The sequence below is a fragment of the Actinomadura rubrisoli genome (assembly GCF_004349215.1).
GTDB lineage: Bacteria > Actinomycetota > Actinomycetes > Streptosporangiales > Streptosporangiaceae > Spirillospora > Spirillospora rubrisoli.
Window position 1 is genome coordinate 1 of the sequence record NZ_SMKU01000119.1, and the last position, 24,911, is coordinate 24,911.

Annotated in this window: 22 protein-coding genes, 1 tRNA gene and 2 pseudogenes; 15 read left to right on the forward strand and 10 right to left on the reverse strand. The window is 67.7% G+C overall.

All coding sequences use genetic code 11. The features are described 5' to 3' along the window. Positions 1–124: 124 nt before the first annotated feature. From leuC to leuA, 3 genes and pseudogenes are all read left to right on the forward strand, one after another. Positions 125–1,432, forward strand: a pseudogene (gene leuC, locus E1298_RS22030) (3-isopropylmalate dehydratase large subunit); the annotation flags it as partial. A 4-nt stretch (positions 1,433–1,436) separates the two neighbouring features. Further along, positions 1,437–2,039, forward strand: a complete 603-nt coding sequence (gene leuD, locus E1298_RS22035; protein ID WP_131896236.1) for a 3-isopropylmalate dehydratase small subunit — start codon at positions 1,437–1,439, stop codon at positions 2,037–2,039. A gap of 21 nt (positions 2,040–2,060) precedes the next feature. Further along, positions 2,061–3,782, forward strand: a complete 1,722-nt coding sequence (gene leuA, locus E1298_RS22040; RefSeq protein ID WP_131896200.1) for a 2-isopropylmalate synthase — start codon at positions 2,061–2,063, stop codon at positions 3,780–3,782. Here leuA and E1298_RS22045 read toward each other — a convergent pair. Continuing rightward, entirely contained in the window at positions 3,742–4,503 is a 762-nt protein-coding gene (locus E1298_RS22045) for a LuxR C-terminal-related transcriptional regulator (RefSeq protein WP_131896202.1), read from the reverse strand. The genes leuA and E1298_RS22045 overlap by 41 nt on opposite strands. 239 nt (positions 4,504–4,742) lie before the next feature. On the opposite strand from E1298_RS22045, the gene E1298_RS48295 reads away from it, so the two are divergent. Beyond that, positions 4,743–4,886 carry a hypothetical protein gene (locus E1298_RS48295; RefSeq protein ID WP_165975595.1) on the forward strand — a complete coding sequence of 48 codons (144 nt, stop codon included), beginning with the start codon at positions 4,743–4,745 and terminating at the stop codon, positions 4,884–4,886. 8 nt (positions 4,887–4,894) lie between these two features. Here the strand turns inward: E1298_RS48295 and E1298_RS22050 are convergent, their stop codons facing one another. Next, positions 4,895–6,376: an MFS transporter gene (locus tag E1298_RS22050; protein WP_131896204.1), complete on the reverse strand. Its 1,482-nt coding sequence runs from the start codon at positions 6,374–6,376 to the stop codon at positions 4,895–4,897. 65 nt (positions 6,377–6,441) lie between these two features. Between E1298_RS22050 and E1298_RS22055 the strand changes: the two genes are divergently transcribed. Further along, positions 6,442–7,242, forward strand: a complete 801-nt coding sequence (locus tag E1298_RS22055) for an ArsR/SmtB family transcription factor (protein WP_243725729.1) — start codon at positions 6,442–6,444, stop codon at positions 7,240–7,242. A gap of 34 nt (positions 7,243–7,276) precedes the next feature. Here the strand turns inward: E1298_RS22055 and E1298_RS22060 are convergent, their stop codons facing one another. Beyond that, positions 7,277–8,248: an isocitrate/isopropylmalate family dehydrogenase gene (locus E1298_RS22060; RefSeq protein ID WP_165975596.1), complete on the reverse strand. Its 972-nt coding sequence runs from the start codon at positions 8,246–8,248 to the stop codon at positions 7,277–7,279. Between the two features lie 29 nt (positions 8,249–8,277). Beyond that, the gene (locus E1298_RS22065; protein ID WP_131896208.1) at positions 8,278–9,414 is read right to left on the reverse strand and encodes a pyridoxal phosphate-dependent aminotransferase; all 1,137 of its coding nucleotides are present in this window, start codon (positions 9,412–9,414) and stop codon (positions 8,278–8,280) included. Between the two features lie 168 nt (positions 9,415–9,582). Here E1298_RS22065 and E1298_RS22070 point away from each other — a divergent pair, with 168 nt between their 5' ends. After that, on the forward strand, positions 9,583–10,440 hold the full coding sequence (locus E1298_RS22070; protein WP_131896210.1) for a LysR family transcriptional regulator: 858 nt from the start codon (positions 9,583–9,585) through the stop codon (positions 10,438–10,440). Between the two features lie 174 nt (positions 10,441–10,614). Here E1298_RS22070 and E1298_RS22075 read toward each other — a convergent pair whose 3' ends face one another. Together E1298_RS22075 and E1298_RS22080 are read right to left on the reverse strand one after the other, a co-directional pair. Further along, entirely contained in the window at positions 10,615–11,934 is a 1,320-nt protein-coding gene (locus tag E1298_RS22075; protein WP_131896212.1) for an LLM class flavin-dependent oxidoreductase, read from the reverse strand. Positions 11,935–12,064: 130 nt separating this feature from the next. After that, a complete protein-coding gene (locus E1298_RS22080; protein WP_165975597.1) occupies positions 12,065–13,432 on the reverse strand; it encodes an APC family permease in 1,368 nt (455 codons plus the stop codon). Between the two features lie 295 nt (positions 13,433–13,727). On the opposite strand from E1298_RS22080, the gene E1298_RS22085 reads away from it, so the two are divergent. The 3 genes from E1298_RS22085 (at position 13,728) to E1298_RS22095 (ending at position 16,619) form a co-directional block, all read left to right on the forward strand. After that, the gene (locus E1298_RS22085; protein ID WP_131896216.1) at positions 13,728–14,315 is read left to right on the forward strand and encodes a TetR/AcrR family transcriptional regulator; all 588 of its coding nucleotides are present in this window, start codon (positions 13,728–13,730) and stop codon (positions 14,313–14,315) included. 154 nt (positions 14,316–14,469) lie between these two features. After that, positions 14,470–15,327, forward strand: coding sequence for an alpha/beta fold hydrolase (locus E1298_RS22090; RefSeq protein ID WP_131896218.1), 858 nt, complete (start codon positions 14,470–14,472; stop codon positions 15,325–15,327). A gap of 74 nt (positions 15,328–15,401) precedes the next feature. After that, the gene (locus E1298_RS22095) at positions 15,402–16,619 is read left to right on the forward strand and encodes a flavin reductase (protein WP_131896220.1); all 1,218 of its coding nucleotides are present in this window, start codon (positions 15,402–15,404) and stop codon (positions 16,617–16,619) included. Between the two features lie 34 nt (positions 16,620–16,653). Here the strand turns inward: E1298_RS22095 and E1298_RS22100 are convergent, their stop codons facing one another. After that, positions 16,654–17,367, reverse strand: coding sequence for an IclR family transcriptional regulator (locus E1298_RS22100; RefSeq protein ID WP_165975598.1), 714 nt, complete (start codon positions 17,365–17,367; stop codon positions 16,654–16,656). Between the two features lie 126 nt (positions 17,368–17,493). Here E1298_RS22100 and hmgA point away from each other — a divergent pair, with 126 nt between their 5' ends. Genes hmgA through E1298_RS22115 form a run of 3 tightly spaced genes read left to right on the forward strand, consistent with a single transcriptional unit; the run spans position 17,494 to position 21,236 of the window. Next, positions 17,494–18,849, forward strand: coding sequence for a homogentisate 1,2-dioxygenase (gene hmgA / locus E1298_RS22105; RefSeq protein ID WP_131896224.1), 1,356 nt, complete (start codon positions 17,494–17,496; stop codon positions 18,847–18,849). 1 nt (position 18,850) lies between these two features. Continuing rightward, on the forward strand, positions 18,851–19,138 hold the full coding sequence (locus E1298_RS22110) for a hypothetical protein (protein WP_131896226.1): 288 nt from the start codon (positions 18,851–18,853) through the stop codon (positions 19,136–19,138). A 10-nt stretch (positions 19,139–19,148) separates the two neighbouring features. Then, positions 19,149–21,236 (forward strand): oxidoreductase, encoded by a 2,088-nt coding sequence (locus tag E1298_RS22115; protein WP_131896228.1) that lies wholly within the window; start codon positions 19,149–19,151, stop codon positions 21,234–21,236. Positions 21,237–21,250: 14 nt separating this feature from the next. Here E1298_RS22115 and E1298_RS48300 read toward each other — a convergent pair whose 3' ends face one another. Further along, positions 21,251–21,391 carry a cupin domain-containing protein gene (locus tag E1298_RS48300; RefSeq protein ID WP_165975599.1) on the reverse strand — a complete coding sequence of 47 codons (141 nt, stop codon included), beginning with the start codon at positions 21,389–21,391 and terminating at the stop codon, positions 21,251–21,253. Positions 21,392–21,431: 40 nt separating this feature from the next. Here E1298_RS48300 and E1298_RS22120 point away from each other — a divergent pair. Then, positions 21,432–21,650 (forward strand): annotated as a pseudogene (locus tag E1298_RS22120) (tyrosine-type recombinase/integrase); the annotation flags it as partial. Between the two features lie 133 nt (positions 21,651–21,783). Here the strand turns inward: E1298_RS22120 and E1298_RS22125 are convergent. Then, a tRNA-Arg gene (locus E1298_RS22125) sits at positions 21,784–21,859 on the reverse strand. 179 nt (positions 21,860–22,038) lie between these two features. Between E1298_RS22125 and E1298_RS22130 the strand changes: the two genes are divergently transcribed. Together E1298_RS22130 and E1298_RS22135 are read left to right on the forward strand one after the other, a co-directional pair. Next, a complete protein-coding gene (locus tag E1298_RS22130; protein ID WP_131896230.1) occupies positions 22,039–22,437 on the forward strand; it encodes a hypothetical protein in 399 nt (132 codons plus the stop codon). Positions 22,438–22,519: 82 nt separating this feature from the next. After that, complete coding sequence (locus E1298_RS22135; RefSeq protein ID WP_131896232.1) at positions 22,520–23,554, forward strand: D-alanyl-D-alanine carboxypeptidase family protein; 1,035 nt, start codon at positions 22,520–22,522, stop codon at positions 23,552–23,554. A 1-nt stretch (position 23,555) separates the two neighbouring features. Here the strand turns inward: E1298_RS22135 and mscL are convergent, their stop codons facing one another. Then, on the reverse strand, positions 23,556–23,969 hold the full coding sequence (mscL, locus tag E1298_RS22140; RefSeq protein WP_131896234.1) for a large conductance mechanosensitive channel protein MscL: 414 nt from the start codon (positions 23,967–23,969) through the stop codon (positions 23,556–23,558). Between the last annotated feature and the right edge of the window lie 942 nt (positions 23,970–24,911).

The window sequence follows — 24,911 nt, forward strand, 5'->3', positions numbered from 1 at the left end:
GGGCGCCGCCACCCTCAAGAGCTGGTGCATCCTGCGGAAGGCTCGCTGCTCACCAAGCCGCCTGACCGCGATCGTCCAGGCGATCCTCGCCCTGCACCATCACGCCAACTGAGGTTGGAAAGACCTCCATGAGGTCAACAGCCCCCAGGCATTCGAAGGGCTACGGAAGCGGGGGCGCACTGTGCGCCGCCCCGATCTCACGGTCGCCACGGAGGATCACAACACTCCCACGGTCGCCGCCGACAAGGTGATCCAAGATCCCGCCGCCCGCCGCCAGGTGAACCTCCTTCGTGACAACTGCGCGCGGTACGGCGTTCCGCTGCTGCGCCTCGGGGATCCCCGGCAGGGCATCGTCCATGTCATCGGGCCCGAGCTCGGCCTCACCAGGCCGGGCATGACGATCGTGTGCTGCGATTCGCACACCACGACCCAGGGGGCGTTCGGCGCTCTCGCCTTCGGCATCGGCACCAGCCAGGTCGAGCACGTGCTCGCCACTCAGACGGTGACGATGCCCCAGATGTTGGACATGGCGGTCACCGTGACCAGCAGGCTTGCCGAAGGTGTGACCGCTAAGGATCTAGTGCTCGCCCTCATTTCCCGGATCGGCACTGCCGGGGCTCAAGGGCATGTCATCGAATACCGGGGCACCGCCGTCGAGGCGTTGTCGATGGAGGCCCGGATGACTCTGTGCAACATGACGATCGAGGCGGGCGGGCGAGCCGGGCTCGTCGCCCCCGACCGAACAACGCTGGCCTACTTGAAGGGCCGTCCGCATATGCCGCAGGGGCGGAATTGGGACGAAGAGACCGCCTATTGGCGATCGCTCCGCACGGATGAGGGAGCGGTGTTCGACAAGGAGGTCATTCTGGAGGCCGGCACCCTGGCCCCTTATGTGTCCTGGGGGACGAACCCGGGGCAGAGCGTCCCCATTGACGCTCGCGTACCAGATCCCGCTGACCTTCCCGATGCCCGGGAACGTGCCGCAGCCGAGAAGGCGCTGGCGTACATGGACCTCAGGCCGGGTACCGCGATGCGCGATGTCGCGGTGGACGTCGTCTTCATCGGCTCGTGCACCAATAGCCGGATTGAGGACCTGCGGGCCGCCGCCGATGTGCTCCGCGGCCGCCGAGTCTCCGGCAGCGTACAGATGATCATCGTCCCGGGTTCGGCCCAAGTGCGGAGCCAGGCCGTGGCCGAGGGCCTGGACCGGGTCTTCGCGGAGGCGGGCGCCGATTTCAGGGCGGCCGCCGGATGCTCGATGTGCGCCGCGTTGAACGAAGACCGGCTCCGGCCCGGACAGCGCGCCGCCTCGACCACGAACCGCAACTTCGAGGGGCGCCAGGGGAAGGGATCGCGCACCCACATCGTATCCCCGCCGGTCGCCGCCGCCACCGCTGTGACCGGCAGGCTGACCTCACCCGCCGATCTCTGAGGTGATCACGACGAAGCCGTTCACCGTCCATGTCGGCACCGGAGCGCCACTGCGCCGTACCGACGTCGACACCGACCAGATCATCCCGGTTCGCTTCCTCACCCACTCCAGCCGTACGGGACACGCCGACTCGCTGTTCGCCGACTGGCGTGAAGACCCGTCTTTCGTGCTCAACCGCCCGGCATACCGGAACGCGACGGTACTGGTCGCGGGCGTGGATTTCGGCACCGGCTCGTCGCGGGAATACGCTGTCTGGGCGCTGCGGGACTACGGATTCACCTGCGTTATCGCACCACGGTACGGCGACATCTTCCGGGAGAACGCGCTCCTGAACGGCCTGCTCACCGTCACGCTCCCGCAAGAGGTGATCGACCGGCTTTGGACGTTGGTGGAACGTGACGCGACGACCCCGATCACCGTAGATCTCGAACGCCTGCGGGTGCGATGTGCGGACGTCGACCAACCCTTCAGCCTGGAAGAGGACGTGCGCCGCCGGCTCCTGGCGGGGAGCGATCCGATAGCCGAGACATTGCGGCACACAGACGAAATTCGTGCTTACGAAGCGAATAGGCGTCCCACGCTACCGCTCACCACGGTCCTTCGCTGAATGGAAGGGACACGGAACCAAATGTTTTCGCAACAGAAGTCTTCCGGTATGCCGTTCGAGCGTTACCGCCCCTTTGAGGCGGTCAAGCTGACGGGCCGGACCTGGCCTGACCGGGTGATCGTTGAGGCCCCGCGCTGGTGCGCGGTCGACCTGCGCGACGGCAATCAGGCGTTGATCGATCCGATGGACGGGCCCCGCAAGCTGCGGATGTTCGAGTTGCTGGTGCGCATGGGCTACAAGGAGATCGAGGTCGGGTTCCCGGCGGCCAGCCAGACCGACTTCGACTTCGTCCGGCAGATCATCGAGGAGGACCGGGTCCCCGAGGACGTGGTGATCCAGGTGCTGACGCAGGCCCGTCCCGAGCTGATCGAGCGGACCTTCGAGGCGGTGCGCGGCGCCGGGCGGGTGATCGTCCACCTGTACAACTCGACCAGCGCGCTGCAGCGTCGCGTGGTGTTCGGGCAGGACCGCGACGGCATCACCGCGATCGCGGTGGAGGGCGCCAGGCTGTGCGCCAAGCTCGCCGAGGACATGGGCGACACCGAGATCGGCTTCCAGTACTCGCCCGAGTCGTTCACGGGGACGGAGTTGGAGTACGCCGTCGAGGTCTGCAACGCGGTCAACGAGGTGTGGCGGCCGACGCCGGACCGGAAGGTGATCGTGAACCTGCCGGCGACGGTGGAGATGGCCACCCCGAACGTCTACGCCGACCAGATCGAGTGGATGCACCGGAATCTGGCCTACCGCGACTCCGTCATTCTGTCGCTGCACCCCCACAACGACCGGGGCACGGCCGTGGCGGCCGCCGAGTTGGGCTACATGGCCGGGGCCGACCGCATCGAGGGCTGCCTGTTCGGTAACGGGGAGCGCACCGGGAACGTCTGCCTGGTCACGCTGGGGTTGAACCTGTTCACCCAGGGCGTCGACCCGCAGATCGACTTCTCCGGTATCGACGAGATCCGCCGGACGGTCGAGTACTGCAACCAGCTGCCCGTCCACGAGCGGCACCCCTACGGCGGCGACCTGGTCTACACCGCGTTCTCCGGCTCCCACCAGGACGCCATCAACAAGGGTTTGGACCACCTGAGGCGGGACGCCGCGGCGGCCGGGACGCCGGTCGCCGAGCACCGGTGGGAGGTTCCGTACCTGCCGATCGACCCGCACGACGTGGGCCGGACGTACGAGGCGGTCATCCGGGTCAACAGCCAGTCCGGCAAGGGCGGCGTGGCCTACATCATGAAGACCGAGCATTCGCTGGAGCTGCCGCGCCGGCTGCAGATCGAGTTCTCGCGGGTGGTGCAGGAGCACACCGACAGCGAGGGCGGCGAGGTCACGGCCGAGCGCATGTGGGAGATCTTCCAGGGCGAGTTCCTGGGCAACGGCCCGCGGGTCGGGCTGCTGGCGCACCGGGCGACCTCGCGGGTGGACGAGAAGGACGCGCTCAGCTGCGACATCCGTGTGGACGGTGAGATCCGCGAGATCGCTGGCGTCGGCAACGGTCCCGTCTCGGCGTTCGAGGACGCCCTGGCCTCGGTGGGGATCGTCGTCCGGGTCCTGGACTACGCCGAGCACGCGATGAGCGCGGGCGGCGACGCGCGCGCCGCCGCCTACGTCGAGTGCGACGTGAACGGCACCAGCGTGTGGGGCGTGGGCATCGCCGGCAACATCGTCACCGCGACTCTTCGTGGTGTGGTGTCAACGGTCAACAGGGCATGGCAAGGGTCGCCATCCCGTGCCCGGTGACCGCAGTGTTCGCGTTGCCCGATACGTCTTTTCGCAAGATGCCCTGAACGAGTAGGACGGCCTCCAGGCGATTGCGTACGCCGAACTTGGTGATGACGTGGGAAACGTGGCTCTTGATGGTCGCGGGGGACACCTGTAAACGGCCGGCCGCCTCGGCGGTCGAAAGGCCGGTAGAAAGCAGCGACAGCACCTCGCGTTCACGTTCGGTGAGCCGGTCGAGGAGATTCTCGGCCAGCCGCTCAGAACGATCGTCGCCGCTGAAGTCGAAGGCGGAACGGGGCGCGGGGGCCAGTCCACCCAACTCGCGCAGCGCGGGAGACAGCACAAAGTGCCCGGCGGCGAGCGCCCGGACCGCGGCCGCCAGGCCGCCGGCGTGAGAATCCTTGATCAGACAGCCGCCGACCCCCGCTGTGAAGGCAGCGTCCAGCGCCTTGCGCGTCCAGTGCACGCCCACCACCAGAACACGGACGCGTGACGCCACGTCCTGCACGCCGTTGAGCAGTTTCTCGCGGGGGTCGCAGGCGAGGACCACCGTGTCCGTCCCTGCTAAGGGCCACTCCTTAGGTGAACACCGGCCGTCGACGCTGCCGACGACCCGAAGCTGTGGCGCCTGACGCAAAGCACGTTCCAGCACGTTCCGGGAGATCGGATCGTGATCGACCAGCAGAATGGACGCTTCCACACGGCGTGCATCGGACCGTATACCGACGGTGCTCATCATTCTCCCCGTTGAATGCTATCTCACCATGCGAGACGGTTCATTTCACACTCGTGACAGTATAGTCATCTGCATTGTCGAGAACAATGCCTTGAGGTCGAACTTCTGCGATCGCACCGCACATTCTGGGTGAAAGGTAATGACAGGGTAAAGCACCCGGGTCGGCAGTGCTTCCGGCTTTTGGGTACGGCAACAGCCAGGCATCTCGGCGAGATACCTGGCCGTGCGCTTATCCAGCTGGGATGGTTGAACAAATGGAGAATGTGAGTGATGGCTCCGATCGCGGATCGCCGGTCAAGGTCACCGGCTGGTACGACAACGAGCGCGGATTCTCCGGGCGCACTCTTGACCTGGTCGAACTGATCTCGCAGAAAGAGGTGCACTGAGTCAGCGTTTAGTCCGGTCGGCCGCTTTGCCTGCGGCCGGCGGCCACGGCCAGCAGCGCTCCGATCAAGAACGCGCCAGAAGCGATCACGGCGGAGACGTGCAGGCCGTCGACAAGATGGCCGGCCGTAGCCGTGAGCGTCCCGAACAACGCCACTCCGACGGCGTTGCCGATCTGCCGAGCGACGTTGAAGACCGCGGTCGCCACCCCCGCGGCTTCGGTGGGTGCGGACTCGATGATCGCGGCGGTCGCGGCCGGGACCGTGAGTGGTGTGGCCAACCCGGTCGCGACCAGCGCGAAGAGCAGCAGCGGGTAGGCGGTGTCCGACGAGGCGACCAGCCAGCCGAGGAAGCCGATGGCGCCCAGCGAGAGCGCAATCGCCATCGGCCGGTAAGGGCCGTACTTCGCGGTCAGCCGGCCGGACAGGGGAGCGGCGACCAGAGCCATGCAGACCGACGGCAGCAGCATCAGCCCGGTCTTCAGCGGGCCGTAGCCACGTTCTTCCTGGAGGTAGAGGGTGGAGAGGTAGAGCATGCCGTAGTAGCCGAGGTTGAGCAGGATGCCGACCGCCGCCGTGGCCGCGAACCCCGCCCGCCGGAACCACGAGGGCGCCAGCACCGGAGGACGGGCGGTGACGTGCGTCCTGACCCGCAGTTCCAGCCGCCGCTCGACGATGACGAATGCGACGAGCGCCGCGATCCCGATCCCGGATGCGATCAACACCTGCGGCGACGACCAGCCGGACGAGGCCACCTGGTTCAACGCGCCGGCGACGGCGGTCAGGCCGATCACCCCCAGGAGTTGGCCCACCGGGTCCATCCTGGAGCGGGTCACCGGGCCCGTGCTGGGCACGTGCCGGATCGTCAGCACGATGGCGGCGAACGCGATGGGCAGGTTGAGCCAGAAGACCATCCGCCAGTCCAGCCCCCAAACCAGCAGCCCGCCGACCAGCGGCCCCGCCGCGAAGGCGACTCCGGCGATACCGCCCCAGATCCCCAACGCCCTCGCACGGACCGCTCGGTCGGGGTAGGCGGCGGTCAGCAATGCGAGCGACGAGGGAACGAGCAGCGCGGCACCGGCTCCCTGGAGCAGCCGCATCGCGACCAACTGGCCTGCGGCGGTCGCGAGTCCGCATCCCGCCGACGCCAGCGCGAAGACGGTCAGCCCCACGAAGAAGATCTTGCGGTGCCCGCGGCGGTCCCCCAGGCCGCCGCCGAACAGCAGCAACCCGGCGAAGATCGTGCTGTAGCCGTCCACGATCCACTGGAGGGCCGAGGGGTCGGCGTGCAACGAATCGCGTATTTGGGGAACGGCCACCGTGACGACGGTGACGTCCAGCATCACCAGGAAGTAGCCGAGGCTCAGGGCGATCAGGGGGGCGGGGGAGAGCGCGGTAGGCCGGGACGCGATGGCGGGGCCCGCCGGCGAGGAAGGCGCGGCGGCCGCGCTGGGTCCGGTACGACCGTCGGCACTGTGGTCTGTCACGTCCATGGGCCCAATTCTTCGGCCCGGATACTTTGGCAGCCGCCAAAGTATGTCCGCGCTACCGTGGAGAGGTGAATTCCGCCGAGACACCCGAGAGCCGGCCCAGCAAGATGGGGCCTGGCAGGGAGCGTATTGCGGAGCCGGACATCGCACGGGCGGCCGCGTTGATCGCCGACGCATCGCGCGCTCGCATCCTCAAGGCGCTGGGCGACGGGCGCGCCGTGCCTTCCAGCCTGCTGGCGGCCGAAGCGGGCATCAGCGCCGCCACGGTGAGCGGTCATCTGCGCAAGCTGGTCGACGCCGGCCTGGTCATTGTCGAACGGCAAGGACGCCACCGCTACCACCGCCTTGCCGGGCCCGATGTCTGCATGGCCCTGGAGGCGCTCGCGGTCATCGCCCCGCCCGCCCCCATCGCCTCGCTCCGCGACAGCAGTCGCGCCAACGCGCTCAGCCGTTCCCGCACCTGCTACGACCACCTGGCCGGACGCCTGGGCGTCGGCGTGATGCAGGCCATGCTGCGGCTCGGCTTCCTGATCGGACACGACGGCCTCCACCGAGCCGACCGGGCGGTCCGCGACCATTCGGCCTCCTACGGACACGACTTCGACTATCGGTTGACTGAGAGCGGCCGTGCCGGCCTCTCCGTTCTCGGTGTGGACGTCGACCGGCTGCCGCCGCGCCGCCCCGTCGTGCGCTATTGCGTGGACTGGAGCGAACAACGCCACCACCTCGCCGGAGCCCTCGGCGCCGCGCTCACCGAGCGGTTGTTCGAGCTGGGCTGGATTCGCGCTGGCAGCACCCCCCGGATCGTTCACCTGACCGATGTCGGCGCTACTGGACTCAAGGAACACTTCGGCCTCAGCGACTGCTGACGGACACCCGGCGTCCATCCGGGCCCGATGGGTCTCATCCCGGCGTCACGATGGGTGTCCCGTCACGCATGCGGCGCCCGAAGCGGGTACGCGCGGCAACTGCCTCGACAGCGGTGGCCCAGGTGCCGAGGCCGAGGTGCCCCAACGACATCGCAGCGGCGAGCAGTGAGGCTCGCGCGTCGGAGACCCCGGCCTCACGGACGTCGTCCGGCACGTGTGCGGGCTGGAAGAACGGCGGGTACGTCGCCGTCGGGTCGATCCGGCCGGTGACCGTCATGGCCGCGTCACCACTGACGGTCATGCCGAGCCCAGCGAGGATGCCCCCGAAGAGGCCGTCGGTGACGACGACATCGAACCTCTGCGGCTGGGTGAGGACGAACATCGCCGCCGCGTCAACGTGCAGGTAGTCGGCCGTCACCTCAGGAAACTCCCGTGCGACGCGTGAAACGGTTCTTTCCCACAGCTGACCGGTGTGCAGAAGGATGTTGTGCTTGTGAACGAGGGTCAGCCGTCTGTGCGCCCGGCGCTGAGCGATCCTGAACGCGTATCGCACCACGGCCGCCACTTGGTCGGCGCTGTTGACACTGATCTCGCTGGCGATCTCGTGAGGTGTGCCCTTTCGATGCGTTCCGCCGTTCTCGGCGTACGCGCCTTCGTCGTTGTCGTGCACGAGCACAAGGTCGATTTCGGGTTGACCGACGAGCGGTGAAGGGGTGGCGGCGAAGCGCTTGATGGACCGGACTTCGACGCGATGCCGGAATGCCTTCCCCAGACTCGCCGACCACCTGCGCTCCGGGAATGGCCCGCCCGGGGTAGCGAGCACGATGGCGTCACAGTCTGCGAGCTCGTCGGTCACGGCCACCGGGAGCGCCGACTGTGCTGGCGTCACGCCATGGGAGGTGAGGTCGTAGCCGATCGCCCTCACGCCGTCCTCTGGGCGCGTGACTGAACCGACCGCCCGCAGTACCTCCTGACCCAGGTCGCGGGTCGTGGGATCGTCGAACACCACGGCGAGCGTACGGAGACCTGCCGCACTCATCGCAGGACACCCGCCATGCGTTCGACCGCCTCGTCCAGCGCCTTCCGTGATGCGGCGAAGGACAGCCGGATGTGCCCCTCCCCACCGGGACCGAAGGCTGAACCCGGCGTGACGGCGACCCCGGCTCCGCGCAACAGCTGGCCGGCGAAGTCCTCGGAGCTGGTGAAGCCCGTGCCCCGAATGTCAGGAAAGACATACAGTGCACCTTCGGGCGAGGGACAGGAAATGCCCGGCAGGGAGTTCAGGCCCGCCACGATCAAGTCCCGGCGCGTAGCGTACTCGGCCGTCATCTGCTCGATCACGTCCTGTCGTCCGGTGAGGGCCGCCACGGCGCCGCGCTGGACAAAGGAGCCGGCGCAGCCGACGGTATGCTGCTGCACCTTGAGCGCCTCGCCGATGACATCGCCAGGTCCCGCCACGTAGCCGAGCCGCCATCCGGTCATGGCGTAGCCCTTGGAAAATCCGTTGACGGTGAGCGTGCGGTCGGCGCACCCGGGGATGCTCGCCATGCTGATGTGCTCGGCGCCCTCGAAGAGCACCTTCTCGTAGATCTCATCGGTCACGATGAACAGGTCATGATCGATGGCGAAGGCCGCGAGATCGATGGCCTCCGTCTGGCTCAGCGACCTGCCCGTCGGATTGTTCGGTGTGTTGACCAGAATCGCCTTGGTGTGTTCCGTCCGCTCGTCCTCCAGCGCCTCGCGCGTCAGCCGGAAATCGTTGTCCCGCGCCAGCGGCACCGGTACCGGGGTGGCTCCAGCCAGGCGTGCCATCGCTCCGTAGCTCACCCAGCTCGGCGTGGGAACGAGCAGTTCGTCGCCGGGGTCGAGGATCGTCATGAGTGAGACGAACAGCGCGTGCTTTGCCGACGGGGTGACGATGAGCTCGGTCGCTGGATCGACCGCGACACCGTTGTCTTTGCCGAGTTTCTCGGCGATGGCGTCCAGGAGTTCGGGCAGTCCCGGGCTGGCCGTGTAGTGGGTGAACCCCTCGGTCAGCGCATTCGCCGCGGCGTCCACGATGTGCGAAGGCGTGTCGAAATCCGGTTCCCCTCCACCGAGGTCGATGACGGAGATTCCTTGGGACCGCAGGGTCCGGACCATGTCCACCACGGCACGTTCGCCCGGTGTCATCGGCCTTTCGTCGCGGCATGCCTCCACCAAAGATGAGTGCGGGCGATCAAGGTTGTGGCGGACATCCACCTTGGTGGCGAGTCTCCGTCGCCCCGTAGCGAGGACTGACCATTTCCACCATGATCCGACAAGTAACTCCCTGTGACTTGAAACGGAATCTGAGCGCAGATGAATTTGGCCCAGTGTGAAACGTTCGTCGCGGTGGTGGATACCGGGAGCTTCACCGGGGCGGCCGCCGCCCGGGGGGTCAGCCAGTCCGCCGTCAGCCATTCCGTCTCCGCCCTTGAGGCCGAGCTCGGGATCGCCCTCATGAAGCGTGACCGAACCGGTGTCGAGCTGACGGCGGCCGGTCGGCGGATGTTCGCCCATGCCCGTTCGATCGTCCAGCATGCCCACCTGATGCGGCAGGAGGCCCACGCGTTGGATCGCCGCACTGGTACCCTGCGGCTCGGTGTACCCCGGTTGTTCGACGGCACCTACCTCGCTCGTCTGATCATCGGATTTCAAGCCGGTTTCCCGGGCTTCGACCTCCGTTTGCGAGAGGGCAGGGAACAGCATGTCGCTAGTTGGCTCGACCATGGCGAGATAGACGTCGCGATATCGACCAACGGTTCGGCACCGCTGTTCGAAGAGCTCTTCTACGCCGTCGTCCACGACGACCATCCGTTGGCCGATGAGCCAACCATACGGGCGCCCCAACTGGTCGCTGAGCCGTTCATCACCGTCAGTGACACAGAGTCCGCCGTCCGATCCGCTCTCAGTCGCGAACCCACCGTGGCGTTCCGAGTGGCGGAGGTGTCGACCTTGCTCGCGATGGTTGGCGAAGGGCTCGGTGTGGCACTCCTGCCGGAATCTGTGCTGGGGAGGCTCCCTGACGGCGTCCACGCGATACCCATGGCACCGACGATCACGCGAAAGCTCACCATCCAGTGCGGCACCTTCGCCACTCCGGCTGCCAGGGCGCTCATCTCCGTCGCCCGCAACCTCGCCTGGCATACAAGGAGCCACCCCGCCCGCATTGCCTGAGCACGAAGCCGACCGGGCGGTTCGGGCAGATCGGCTGGCCTCGTTCGTTGCCTGGCGGCTTCGCGGAGCTAGTCGATCAGCCGCGATGTGCTAGGCGGTCGGCGGCTTCCTGGTGATCCTCGCCGACCGCCCAGGCTGAGCTAGCGTCGTAGGCGTGACTCGCGGGCCCGCCCGCTAGGCACGGAGCGGCTTGCGCAGTTCTTCGACATGAGCGGTTCGCACGTCGACGACACCGAGGCCGGGAATCCGGGCCTTCGGCGGGCTCAGCGCCTCAGTGCGCAGCGCTCCGTACTCGGCGTGTGTGGGGGCCGTCCGGAGGTCGTCCTCGGCCCAGACGGGCTTGCCGCCAGGACCTCGGAAATGCGGGATGACCTCCTCGGCCATCAGGGTGAGACTCTTGCGGATCAGCCAGTTCGGCATGGCGCCGAAGTCGGCGACGTGGATGAGCTTGCCGGCTCCGAGTTCGTCGGAAAGCAGGCCGAGCCTGTCCACGACCGTCTGAGGCGAGCCGACGATGGCCCAGCCCTCCTCCATCATCTCCTCGAAGGCCATGTCGCCGATGTCGCGGTCGCGGTAGCCGCCCTTCGTCATGAATCCGCGCAACGACTCGACACTGAAGTGCCCCGGCGGGAAGGCGTCGGGCTGGCGTGACCGGTTGATGTTCTGCATCAGGAACAGCAGGTGGTGTTCGGCTTCGAGACGGGCTTGGGCGTCGGTCTCCGCGACGTGAATGAAGACGACCGCCGCCACCTGGTCCGGACCCGGGGTGTACCCGAACTTCTCGGCGGCCTGGCGGAACGTCTCGACGTTTCGCTTGAGCACCCGCCGCGGCGAGAAGAGCGCCTGGTAGGTGTAATGGAACTCGGCGCACTTCTCCAGTGTGAGCTTTGAACCGGCGGCGGGGATCCACACCTCTGGATAGGGCTGCTGGAGGGGCTTGGGCCACAGGTTCGCATACGGCACGTGGAAGTGCTCGCCCTGCCACTCGAAGGGCCCCGGCTCGGTGAACGCCTTACGCATGAGGTCGTGGCTCTCCCAGTAGCGCTCGCGGGCGAATGCCGGGTTCATGGTCGCCGCGGTGTGGTAGTTCATCCCGTGGCCCATGGGGAGACCCACGATCAGCCGTCCACCGGAGAGCTGGTCGAGCAGGGCGATCTCCTCGGCGGCCCGCATCGGGTTCTGGAAGACGTTCAAGATCGGCCCGAGCGTGCCGATCTTGATCCGCTCCGTTTTCGCCGCCAGGTACGCCGCGGTGAGGTTCGCGGTCGGCGTCATCCCCACGGGGCCGCCCATCTGGGTGGTGGTGTGGATGCCGTCGAAGCCGAGCTTCTCGCCGAACACCAGCGTGTCGAGGTAGGAGTCGAGGTACCACTTGCCCCGGACCGGGTCGAAGTGCTCGTTGGGCAGGTCGATGTAGGAGGTGTTCTCCACCTCGTCGTTGAGCGGGATGTCGGGGTACGACCCGTAGTTGAAGAGATGGAACTCCAGTGACATGGCTGCCTTCCTCGGTGCTGGGGCCGGTCGTTTCCGCAGCCTAACATTACGAACGTAATGTCAGGCTGCGACGTGGACGAGAGGGCGTCGCCGGATCCCGGTGTGCCGGGTCCCGCCGGAGAATTCGACCTCAGTCCAGGCGTGCGGCGAAGTCGACACCGCGCGGGCGCGTGAGGCAGATTCCGAGTCCGACCGCGGCGGCGATCGGGATCAGCAGGAGGAGCCAGGCGGCGTTGTGCTGGGAGCCGACGAAACTGTCGTAGTGGCGGATCGCCATGTAGGTGATCACGGCGAAGCACACCGCCGCGGCGATGGGTGAGATCACCGTGGGGAAGACGCCGTGTGCCCCCGGGTGCTCCCGCCGGAAGAAGATCGGGACCGAGAGGCTCGTCAAAGCCAGGATGACCAGGAGGGCGACCGTGCCCAGCCCGATGAGCCACTCGTAGATGACCAGGTAGGGGTCCGCACCGCAGACGGTGAACAGGATCAGGACCGTTCCCAGGACGACGCTGATCGCGACCGACGCCCGGCGCGGGTTCTGTGTCGCGGCATGGGTGCGGCCGAGCCCCGACGGCATCAGACCGGCCCGCCCGAGCGCGAAGAAGTACCGGGCCAGGATGTTGTGGAGCCCCAGCAGCACGGCGAAGAAGCTGGTGATGACCTGGATGTGCAGCCAGACGGACCAGAAGTGGGCGATCTTGTCCTGCGCCTGCTCGAAGATGAAGCCGTTGGGATCGGTCGCCGCCACATGCGCGATGTCGTCCAGGCCGAAGGCGTTGGAGAGGGCCCAGGTCACGAAGATGTAGAAGATCCCGACGGAGATGACGGCGCCGTAGGCGGCGCGGGGAATCGTCGTGCGGCGGTTCCGGGCCTCCTCGCTGAAGACCACGGTCGCCTCGATGCCGACGTACACGCCGGCGGCCCACAGCATCGCGACACCGAGATTGCCGTTGAGCCAGTGTGCGGGCGCGAACCCGGCGAGCGAGTTCCCCGACTCTCCGCCGCCGCTCACGACGATCGCCACGGCCACGGCGCCGAGCGCGATGGTCTCAAGGATCAGCAGGACGGACAGGAACTTCAGGCTGATGTCGACACCCTTGTAGGACAGGAGGCTCACCAGGGCGAGGGTGACGAAGACGCACCAGTACCACTTGACGTTCCAGTGGAAGACATCGGCGAGGGCGCCCTGCGCCAGGACGCCGTAGATCCCGTAGAACGAGCACAGCAGGGTGGTGTACATGAGCACCGAGGTCGCCGCGGTCGCTGAACCGACCTTCTCTCCGAACGCCCGGGCGATGTAGGCCACGAACCCGCCCGCGTTGGCGACGTAGTAGCTCATCCGCGAGTAGCCGATGACGAAGAGGACGTACACGATCGTCATCAGCACGAACACCATCGGCGCGCCGGGACCGGCAGCGTCGAAGACGAGGGCCGATGCGCCCATCATGCCGGACATCGGTCCGACGGCGGCCACGACGAAGAAGATGATCGCGGGCACACCCAGGCGGTTCGCGCGCAATCCTGACGATGTGGTTGGCAGGGGGGAACCTTCGGTGGTCGTACTCGACTCCATGGAGATCTCCGCACTGGGTTGGCGACTTGAGGACAGCCCCGAGCTGACTCCACCCTCTGGAGATGTTCGTTTATCGCACCTTCATGTGCGATGTTCGACACATTGTGGGAGCCGACGGCTCGTTCGTCAACAGTTCGCCGGCACGGAACGGTGCCGGTGCGGCCCCGCTCAGCTGGACTGGGTGCACTTCGGCCGCCGCCGCGGCCCCTAGGATTCGGCCATGGCCAGGAGGGGTGACCACGACGACCGCCGCCGGCAACTCGGGCGCGCAGTGTGGCGGGTGGCGCGGTCGCAGGGCGTCAGCGCGCTGACAGTGCGCCGCGTCGGACAGGAGGCGGGATGGACCAGCGGCGCCGTCCAGTACTACTTCGCCTCGCGTAACGCCCTGCTCGAATACGCCTTCGAACTCGTCCAACGGCAGACCCTGGAGCGCTTGGCGACCGCGGCCGAGACCGTGGGAGACGAAGAAGCGGCACGGAGGGCGTTCCACCAGGTGCTGCCCTCGAGCGCCGAGGTCCGCGCGGAGGCCGAGGTCTGGTTCAGCTTCCTGGGTCTCGCCCTGGGCGACCCTGCCCTGCGCGATGTGGGGCGCAACGGACAGCGAATCGTGATCGACGCGATCGCGGCGGCCGTGGTTCGCAGCCAGGGCGCCGGCGTCATCTCACGCGACCTGGATCCGCAGCTGGTGGCCGTTGAAGGCGTCGCGCTCGCCGACGGCCTGTGCGTGAACGCCATGTATCGCCCGGTGCAGCTCAAAGAGGGCGAAGTGGTCGACCTCTTTGATCGCTGGTTGAACAGCCTGCGCTGAGCCGCCGTTGGCGGACGTGCCGGGCGCCGGCCCGGCCCGCGCTCCGCCGGCGCCGTTTCGCCCAACCCTTGGGCCTTGCCAAAACATCACAACTGTAATGTATGGTCGCCCCAGCTTGCTCGCCGCCGCTTGAGGTGGTCTGCGGAGCGAGCGCTTGCTGCTCATCGAGCGAAACGAGGTTGGCATGACGACGACTAGCGAGTCCGCGCGGGCCTGGGCACACTGGACCGAACCGGAGTGGGTCGACGTTGACGGCGTGCGGACGGGCTATCGCCGCAAGGGCTCGGGCCCCGTCCTGCTCTACCTCCACGGCGCCGGCCTCACGCGACAGTGGCTCCCGCTCTACGAAGAGCTGGCACAAGGCTTCGACGTCGTCGTGCCCGAGCATCCCGGATTCGGCGACACGGTCCTTCCGTCCCATGTGCGGACCTTCGAAGACCTGGTCTTGCACTATGACGCGCTGGCGCGCAACCTCGGACTCGACGGGGAGGCCCACTTGGTCGGGCATTCCATGGGGGCCTGGCTCGCAGCCGACCTGGCCGTCACGTATCCGACACGTTTCGCGACGCTCACGCTGATGGCCCCGATGGGACTGCGGGCGCCGCGCAGCCGGCCGGCCGACCCGTTCCGCTGGTCGCCCGAACAGGCCGACCACCATGTGTTCAGCGGCGTGGCGGAGAAGTACACCGACTACCTCGTCCAAGAAGGTGGCATCGAGGACTACATCCACGAGTACGGCGAGAGCATTCCGTTCGCGCGCCTGACCTGGAACCCCCGCTACGACGTGCGTCTCGAGCACCGGCTGGCCAGGGTGCAGGCTCCGACCCGGGTGATCCATTTCGCCGACGACAACTTCATCCCGCGCGAGTTGCCGGCGCGCTACGCCGAACTGGTGCCCGGTGCCGAGCTCATCGTCCTTGAGGGCGCCGACGGGGAACCCGCGTCGCACGTGTCCATCATCCAGCAGCCGGCGGCGATCGCCGCGTTGATCACGGAACACGCGGCCTCTTAGGGCCGCTGACCTGGATGCGGGCTGTGGCGTGCGGTGACGAGCGATGAAGGCGTTCTCGACGAGGAGGTGCTGCGATGTCAGACCATGATGCGAGCGCGGTCCCGAAAGCGGTGGCGGGCACTGACTTCCGCGCCGCCACCGCGGAGAAACGGTCGGGGTGGTGGCGCACCGTCCTGGGGGAGTATCCCACGGGCGTGTGCATCGTCTCCGCACTCGATGAGTCGGGCCGTCCGCAGGGATTGGTCGTCGGCACCTTCTCTTCGGTGTCCATCGAACCGCCGCTGGTGACATTCATGCCGATGCGGAGTTCTCGTTCCTATACGGCCATCGCCGACTGCGACCGGTTCCGGGTCAGTGTGCTGGGTGCCGGCCACGAGGAGCTGTGCCGATCGTTCGCGTCGGCCGATCCCGAGCGTCGATTCGAGGTCGGCCGCTGGATCACCGACGAGCACGGGATCCCCGCACTAGAGGACGCGGTGGCCTGGTTCTGCTGCCGCCGTACGCGGACGATCGAGGCGGGCGACCACGACATCGTCCTAGCCGCGGTGGAGGACCTCGGCGTCGGGGACGGCTCGGCCGGAATGCCGATGCTCTTCCTCAAGGGAGGCTACGGGACCTTCACGATGCCTCGGGTCGACTTCGACGCCGACCGGCTGGGGTCACACCTGCGGGTCGCCGACCAGATGCGCGACGAGGTCCAGCGGTTGGCCGAGTCGATCCCCGCCCTGGTCACGCTGTGCTCACTGGCCCAGGACCGCATCGTCGTCCTGCACGCCTCGAACCTGCGGGCCTACGAGCCGCAGGCGCTCAATGTCGGCACCACCTTCCCCTTCGCGGCACCGCTGGGCGTGGTCTTCGCCGCCTGGGGCGATGACCTCCGGCGCGCGATGTGGAGACGAGCCGGGCGGGACGTCGACTTCCTGGACGACGATCTGGTCTCGACCATGCTGGCCGAAGCACGCGAGCGCGGTTACGCGGTCAGCATCGGCCCCGCCATGGCCGAGCGGTTCGATGAGATCGTGTCGAACCCCGCCAAGGGGCAGAGCGAGCTGCGGGAGCTGTGGGCCGACGCCGCCGGCGACTACGCCGTTCTCGGAGGTTCGGCGAACTGGGCGGCCGCGGTGAGTTCGATCCAGGTCCCGATCTTCGGCCCGGACGGCGTGCCCAACTTCGCGCTCGCCGTGTCCAGGATCCCCGCCGGGCTCTCCGTCGCCGCTCTGGACTCCATCGCGGCGCGGTGTCGCGAAGTGGCCGCCACACTCGCGAAGACGATCGCGGAAGAGACGACGTGAGGCCGACGCCGGCAGGCACGCGCGGCCCCGTCGCTCATCCGGCGGCGAAATAACCGCTCTCCACGTCATGGGCGGCGGAGGTGAGGAGCGGTGCGCGCCGTTCGAGGTCGTGCGCACGGCTGGTCGGGACCAGGATCGCAAGACTTGCGAAGGCGGTGCCGTCCGTCGAGCGCAGCGGGACGGCGATCCCGTGGACTCCCAGCTGGAGCTCGTCATGGGAGTGCGCGTAGCCGCGCTTGCGCACCAGGTTCAGGCTCTTCTCGATCGACGCCGTTTCCGCGCCGGCCTTGAGGATCTTCACCACGGCGTCAGCTGGGAGAAAGGCCAGGATCGCCCGGCCGCTCGCGCCCACGATGAGCGGGTGCCGCGACCCGATGTGGTGGCTGACCTGGACGACGTGCTTGGTGGCGACGGCCTGGTCCAAAACCACCGCCTGGTGTCCATCGATGGTGTGCAGGACCACGGTCTCGCCGGCGGCCTTGGCCACCCGGTCCATGATGGGGCTGGCGACCGCGCGCAGATCGGGCTGGATCGTCTCCGCCAGCCGGGTCAGCGCCGGGCCCAGGTGATAGAGGTTGCCCTGCCGTGAGACGAAGCCCCGGGCCGCCAGGGTCTTCAGGAGCCGGTGGACCACGGTCCGGTTCAGACTCAGACGCTGGGCTAGCTCGGTCATGCCCACGGGACCGGCCTCGCCGAGTTCCTCCAAGATCCGGAGCGCGTGGTCCGCGGTTTGCGCGATCTCAGTCACGAGCGCAGCGTACCGGTAATCGGACTTCAGTGTTCGCGCACTGGTTCGATTATCGGATAGCATTGACCGAATAACGAATCGACATTAGCCTTCCGGGGCAGTGGAGCCGAGTGAGGAGCGCATGCGATGACGGGCCTCGAAGAGCGTCCTGCCAACCTGGAGCCGCGAGCGGCCGGCCTGGACTACCTGCCGGGCTTCGGCAACCAGCACGTCACGGAGGCCGTTCCGGGAGCGCTGCCCCACGGCGGGAACAGTCCGCAGCAGGCTCCGCTCGGGCTCTACGCGGAGCAGATCAGCGGCACCGCGTTCACGGCGCCGCGTCAGCACAACCGCAGAAGCTGGGTCTATCGGATCCGCCCTTCGGCGAAGCACCCCCGCTTCCGGCAGGTCGATGGGGGCATGATGACGGCCAGCCCGATCCTCAACACCGCACCCGAGCCGAACCGGCTGCGATGGGACGCGTTTCCGCTCCCCGGTGAGCCGCGCACGTTCGTGGAGTCGCTCTTCACCGTCGGCGGTACCGGCGACGTTCGGAGGCAGAACGGCGTCGCGATCCATATGTATCTGGCGACGAGGTCTATGGACCGCGAGTACTTCGTGAACGCCGACGGTGAGATGTTGCTCGTCCCGGAGTCGGGACGTCTTCGCATCGCTACCGAGCTCGGCGTCCTCGAAGTGGAGCAGGGCGAGATCGCCGTCATCCCGCGGGGCATCCGCTGCAAAGTCGAGCTCCTCGACAAAGCGGCGCGTGGATACGTACTCGAAAACTACGGGGACCTCCTCAGGCTCCCCGAACTCGGCCCGATCGGTGCCAACGGGCTTGCCAATCCGCGCGATTTCCTCTCACCCGCCGCCGCTTTCGAGGACCGGGACGAAGACGTCGTGGTCTACCAGAAGTACCTCGGCAACCTGTGGGCGGCGGACTACGACCATTCGCCCCTGGACGTGGTCGCCTGGCACGGCAACTACGCGCCGTACAAGTACGATCTGCGCAAGTTCATGGTCATCGGCACGGTCAGCTTCGACCACCCGGACCCGTCGATCTACACCGTCCTGTCATCGCCGAGCCCCCAAGAGGGCACGGCGAACGCCGACTTCGTGATCTTCGCCCCGCGCTGGCTCGTCGGCGAGAACACCTTCCGGCCGCCGTGGTTCCACCGCAACGTGATGAGCGAGTTCATGGGGCTGCTGTGGGGCGTCTATGACGCGAAGGCCGAGGGCTTCGTCCCGGGAGGCGCGAGTCTCCACAACTGCTTCACCTCGCACGGCCCGGACGAGGAGACCTACGCACGGGCGAGCAGCGTCGAACTCGCGCCCCACAAGGTGGACGGCACGATGGCGTTCATGTTCGAGACGCGACTGCCGATCGTGCCCACCCCGCAGGCCATGGCCGCGGCGAATCTGCAGCCGGACTACGACGATGTCTGGCGCGGAATTCAGCGCCACTTCCGCGCCGGCACCCGGGCGGGAGGCGAGGTCTGAGATGGCGGCACTGGAGATCGTGACCATCCGGCCCAAGGAAGGCGTGCTCGCCCGGCTGAAGGAGATCCGGCCGACGATGCTCGCTGAGTACGCGAGGCGTTTCCCGGAGGTCACCGCGCATTTGTTCGAACAAGAGGACGGCACCCTCCTCGACATATGGGAGTGGCCGGACCGTGCGACCGCGCAGGCGGCGCTCGACGACCCGACCGTGTCGCCGACCTTCACCGGAGAATGGCGGGCTCTCGTCGACGTGGTGTCCTTCAAGTGGGCCGAGCCCGCGCGGTGGTGAGCGGAGAGTGATGTCGTCGCATCCGGCGCGCGACCGTTCCGTTCGCGACATCGTCCCCCGCGACGAGCGCTACGGCCGGTTGTTCCAGCAGGTCCGCATAGGCCCCAAGGTCGCCGCGAACAGGTTCTGGTCCTCGCCCTACGCCACCGGGTGGAGGATGGATCAGATCGACAGGGAGGCCGCCCACCGGGGAGTACGCGCGGAAGGCGGCTGGGCCGTGGTCAACACCGGCGAGGTGGCCTTCGACCCGCACTCGCGCAACGCCTGGCTCGACGGCCTCGAACTCAGTGGTGAGAACGATGCCCGCACGCTGGTCGGTGTCGTCGAAGCCGTGCACGCGTATGACGCGCTGGCCGCCATCGAGTTGGTGCATCTGGGCGCCGCCGCGGACCCGAAGCAGGACCGGCTCCCCGCGCTGGCGCCGAGCCAGATGCAGGGCAACGGGCTGTTCTTCTCTCAGGCGATACCCAAGACGATGGATGCCGACGACATCCGGCGGGTCCAGGCCGATTGGATCACCGCGGCGCGACGCGCCCGTGATGTCGGCTTCGACATCGTGAACATCCACGCCGCCCACGGCTATCTGCCGGTCCAGTTCCTGACGGCCTACCACAATCGCCGGACCGATGGCTACGGCGGCTCGCTCGCCAACCGGGCCCGGTTCCTTCGCGAGATCCTCGAAGGGGTGCGCCGGGAGATCGGCGACGATGTCGCGATCGCCGTCCGGTTCGCGATCGAAGGCCACGGCAACGGTGCCCTGCCGGCCGACGAGGCGCTGGAGGTCGTCAGGATGCTCGACCACCTGGTCGACGTCTGGGACGTCGCGCAGGGCGGGCTGGCCACGACCGAGTACGATCTGACCCCCTCGCGGCTCTTCCCCGAGGGCTTTTCCCTCACCTGGACGAGACGGATGCGGGAGGCCACCGGCAAGCCGGTGGTCGGGACCGGGCGGTTCACTGACCCTGACCTGATGGCCCGGGCGGTCGCTTCGGGCGACCTCGACTTCATCGGTGCCGCCAGGCCGGGCATCGCCGACCCGTTCTTGCCACGCAAGCTCGCCGCCGGCGTCTATGCGCAGGTCAGGGAGTGCATCGGCGCCAACCACTGCGCGCGCAGCCAAGCGCGCGGCCAGCTCGGCTGCAGCCAGAATCCCACAACGGGGGAGGAGGCTCGCCGCGGCTGGCATCCCGAACGCCTGCCCTCGCCACCCGAGCCCGAGCCGTCCGTGCTCGTCATCGGCGCCGGGCCCGCGGGACTGGAGTTCGCTACGACCCTCGCACGGCGCGGCTTCTCACTGGTCCACCTCGTCGACGAACACGACGAGCCCGGTGGGTATCTGCGTTGGTTCCGCCGACTCCCGGGCTTCGCGCCGTGGGGCCGGGTGATCGAACACCGCGAGGCATTGCTGAAGGAGTTTCCCGGCGCCACCTTCGTGCCGAACACTCGGATGAGCGTCGATGACGTCCTGGAATACGGCGCGGAGGTCGTGGTACTCGCGACCGGGGCCCCGTGGGCGAAAATCGGTGTCTCGTTCGTCGACAACGAACCGATCCCCGGAGCAGACGCAGCACTGGCGAACGTCGCCACCCCCGAGCAACTGCTCGACGGCAAGGCGTTGCCGGGAAAGCGCGTCGTGGTCTATGACTGCGAAGGGGACCTCACAGGGATCGCGCTCGCCCAGTGGCTGCAGCAGAGGGACTACACGGTCGAGATCGTCACGCCCTTCGGTCAAGTCGCCGGACAAGCCGACCAGGACAACGTCGGACCGGCATTGCGCGCCGAGGTGATTGCCGCCGGTGGGTCCCTGAGCGCGGCGACCCTGCTGGTGCGGGTCTGTCCCGGCCACGTCGTGCTCGAAGGGGAGGCCGGTGTCCGCCGCAGTGTTCCGGCCGACGGGGTGGTGCTCGTCATCAGGCGGGAGTCGGACGACGAGTTGTACCGGGAGCTGGCCGCCGTCGATCCGGCGCGACTGCGCGCCAATGGCATTGGTGAGATCCACCGGATCGGGGATTGTGTCGCCCCGGCCAGCGTGGCCGATACCGTCTTCGACGCCCATCGAGTGGCGCGGGAGGTGGGCTCAAAGGACCCGTCAGAGTGACTCGTCCCCGAGGGCTACTCCACGAAGGCCGCGGGGCGCGGATAGGTGTGGACGATCCACACGTGGGCCGGCCCGTCAGCCGCCGCCCACCGGTGCGGCGTATCGGCCTGGTAGGTGACGTAGTCGCCGGTGGCCACAACGACCTCGTGCCCCACGGGACCGAGTTCGATGGTGCCCGACTGCGCGTACAGCCGCCTCACGGCCGACCAGGTCGCCTCGCCGCTGGCCGAACGGCCGTACGACCTGCGCCACCCGTGCGTATCCACCTGGCTGAACGCCGGCGTCCCAGCGCCCCAGGTCGCCGAACGGGCAGGACACGGCGTTGACGTGCTGCTCAGGGTCTACGCCAAGTGCATCGTCGGGCAGGACGAGGCTGCCCAGCGCCGCATCTCCGGCGCTCTCGACGGCGAGTAGCCTCCGCCGCCGGTGGTCCCTCGTGGGACCGTATTGGGACCGATCAACCGCAGTAGGCCGCGTACAACCGCACAAAGCAAGAAGCCCCTGGCCGGTGTCGGCGCTGGTCAGGGGCTTGTTCATGAGAGTGGGATGGCGCCTCCGGCAGGATTCGAACCTGCGGCACCCGCTTTAGGAGAGCGGTGCTCTATCCCCTGAGCTACGGAGGCATGTCGTCGCTCGTCGCAAAAGCGTAGCGGACGGCACCTACAGCGTAGGGGAAGGGGAGCGGTGAGCGCTCCCTGTTATGCGGGCCGGGGGCTCTAGGCGGGTGGGGCGGCTGTGGGTACGCTTCGGTGCCGTGACGGGTCGGCATCGTGGGCAGGCCAGTGCCAAAGGTACTGACGAGGTGGAGGAGCGCGCGCCGGGACGGCGCCGGATCGCTCTTGTCGCCGGGGCGTTCTTGGTGCCTGTGCTGATCGCCACCGTCGTCGCGTTCGCGTTGCGGGAGCCCGTGGCGGAGAAGCCGGAGAGTGCCGGGTCGCCGGTGCAGCAGGTCGCGCCGTCCACACCGGGTGGTGAGCCGACGTACGGGAAGTTCGTGCCGCCGGAGGCCCGGCCGCAGGTCGAGACGCGGGCGCCGGATCGGCCGCCGTCCGTGCCGACGCCGAAGGTGACGCCGAAGAAGAGGAAGGCGTCGCCCCGGCCGTCGCGGCCGCCGCAGGTGAGGCCGCCGTGCCCGCACGGCTGGGGTCATGTCCCTTGGTGGCGTCCCTGGTGCCTGCGCAATGGTTACAGCATTGACTGACTCGGTTACGCATAGGTCGCCGGTGAACCTGTAGTAGCGTTCTGCCGCTGTTCCGTATTTGGGCATCAGGAGGAAAACCACCGTGCCGAACCCCCGGTCGGCGGCGCTGACCGCGGTCTTCCTGGTGATGGCGACGCTCGCACCGCCTGGCGTCGGTAGAGCGGCTGAGGGCCACGGGGATGCCGTGGAGGCGCTGCGTCGCGAGGCCGCGAGGGCTCGTGCGGAGCTGGAGAAGGCCACGACGCAGATGGAGGACCGCAACAAGGCGCTGACGGCCTCGCAGGGAAGGCTTCGGGGCACGCTGAAGGAACTAGCGGCGGCCGAAGCGGAGCTCAACCGGATCCGCCAGCCGCTGGCGCGGCTCGCGAACGTGTCGTACCAGCAGACCGGCGCCGCCGGGGCGATGGCCATCTTCGGTGGCGGGAGCCCGGACGAGGCGCTGCGCTCGACGGCGGACGTGACGCTGATCGCCACGTCGCAGCAGGCGCTTGTGGACCGTGCCGATGAGCTCCAGCGGCGGCGGCGCGGGCTCGCGTCCACCGCGCAGGACCTGCAGTCCCGCAACGCGATCGAGCAGACCCGTGTTCAGCGGCAGATCGACGAGCTGAGGCACAAGTCGGCGCAGGTGACCAAGCGGCTCAACGCGATGCTGAGCAAGCTCAGCCCGGACAAGCGGCTGGAGCTCGGGTGCGACAAGTCGCTGGCCGCCGGCGCCAAGAGGTTCCCGAACGGACTGATCCCGTCGAAGTACCTTTGCCCGCTGCCGCAGAAGGGCCGGGAGCTGCGGGCGGACGCGGCGCTCGCCTTCTACAAGCTGAACACCGCGTACAAGCGCCGATTCGGCCGCGACATGTGCGTGACCGACTCGTATCGCAGCCTCTCCGAGCAGCACCGGGTGTACGCGGCGCGTCCCGGGTTCGCGGCCGTGCCCGGGACGAGCAACCACGGCAAGGGACAGGCCGTCGACCTGTGCGGCGGTGTGCAGAACTCGGGTTCCGTGCAGTTCAACTGGATGGAGGCCAACGCCAAGAAGTACGGGTGGCTGCATCCGGCGTGGGCCTACAGCAATCCGTTCGAGCCGTGGCACTGGGAGTTCGGCACCGAGAACGATCAGTGACTCAGTGCGGCGCCTCGGCGGTGGGGACGACCTCCGAGGTGCAGAACCGGCAGCGCCGGGCCTTGACCGGGATGTCGCTGAGGCACTGCGGACACTCGCGCTCGGTGACCTCCTTGCGGCGGTCCATACGCTCGATGAGCTTGGTCGTCGGCAGCACCACCAGGAAGTAGACGATCACCGCGGTGATGACGAACGCGATCGTGGAGGTTACGAAGATTCCGTACGGGAACGTCGTGCCGCTGACGGTCACCGTGAGTCGCGTGTAGTCGGGCTTGCCGCCGAGCAACGCGATCAGCGGCGTGATGAAGGAGGTGGCGAAGTCCTTGACCAGGCCAGCGAACGCGGCGCCAACGACGAACGCGACCGCGAGGTCGACCAGGTTGCCGCGGATCAGGAACTTCTTGAAGCCGCTCATGAATGCTCCAGGGGGTCGGGAGACGCGCCTCAGGAAGCGCGCCGTGGGGCAGGACACGTGACTCAGGGGTCGTGCGGGACATGACCACATTTCCCTGGTCAGGCATGGTTCGGGTCCCCACGAAAGCGTCCGCGCCGATACCGGACGGCCACGGATCGTAATGAACGGTCACGCTTCTTGCCAAGTCAGCCCGTGCAGACCTCTGCGGTAGGGACCGGAGGTCCCTGCGTGGACCGGGTGGCGAGGCCCTTTGCAGTGGGTGCTGCGCCCTTTTGCGATGCGGGCGGTGGGTCCCTCGTGGGGGTTGGGTGCTGGGTCTCTGCGGTGCCGGGTGGTGGGCTTTTCGTGGAGCGAATGGTGGTGGCCCTTCGCGGTGCGGGTGGTGGAGCTCGTGCGGTGGGGTGGTGAAGATCTCCGTGGTGCGGAGCTTGCGGTGCGCCGTCCCGGTGGGATCTCGCCGAGGCGTTACACGGCTCCCTTCCTAGGTTCGTGTCGTGCAGGGGCACGGCTTGAACGAGCCGATCTTGAAGCCGCCCGGTGGGTCCTTGTGTTGACGTGGGTGGTTGTCAGAATCCGGTGATCGTCACTGAGAGACCGGAGCGGACTGCTGCTAGTGCCGCTGCCTGCGTTCTGTCGGTGGCCACGACGATCAGTGCCCCGTCTTGTCCGCTGCTCTCGTCTCGGGGTGGGACGGCCACGATTGGCACGGCCGACACCACTACCCGGGCCATGTTCCAGTTGCCATCCGGTCGTCTCGGGTCTTGGTCCCAGCGCGATGTTTGGCGGGTGGTTGCGTTGGTGGGAGTTGGAGGGGTGCTGCGGTCGCTTGGGAGTTGCCTCAATGTGGCCGGTCTGGTGGTGGTTGGGAGGCGGCGGGTGTTTGAGGGCTGCGCCGGGTGGCTGTCTCGGTTAAGGGGGTGCTTGGCGGTGGTGGTGCTTGGG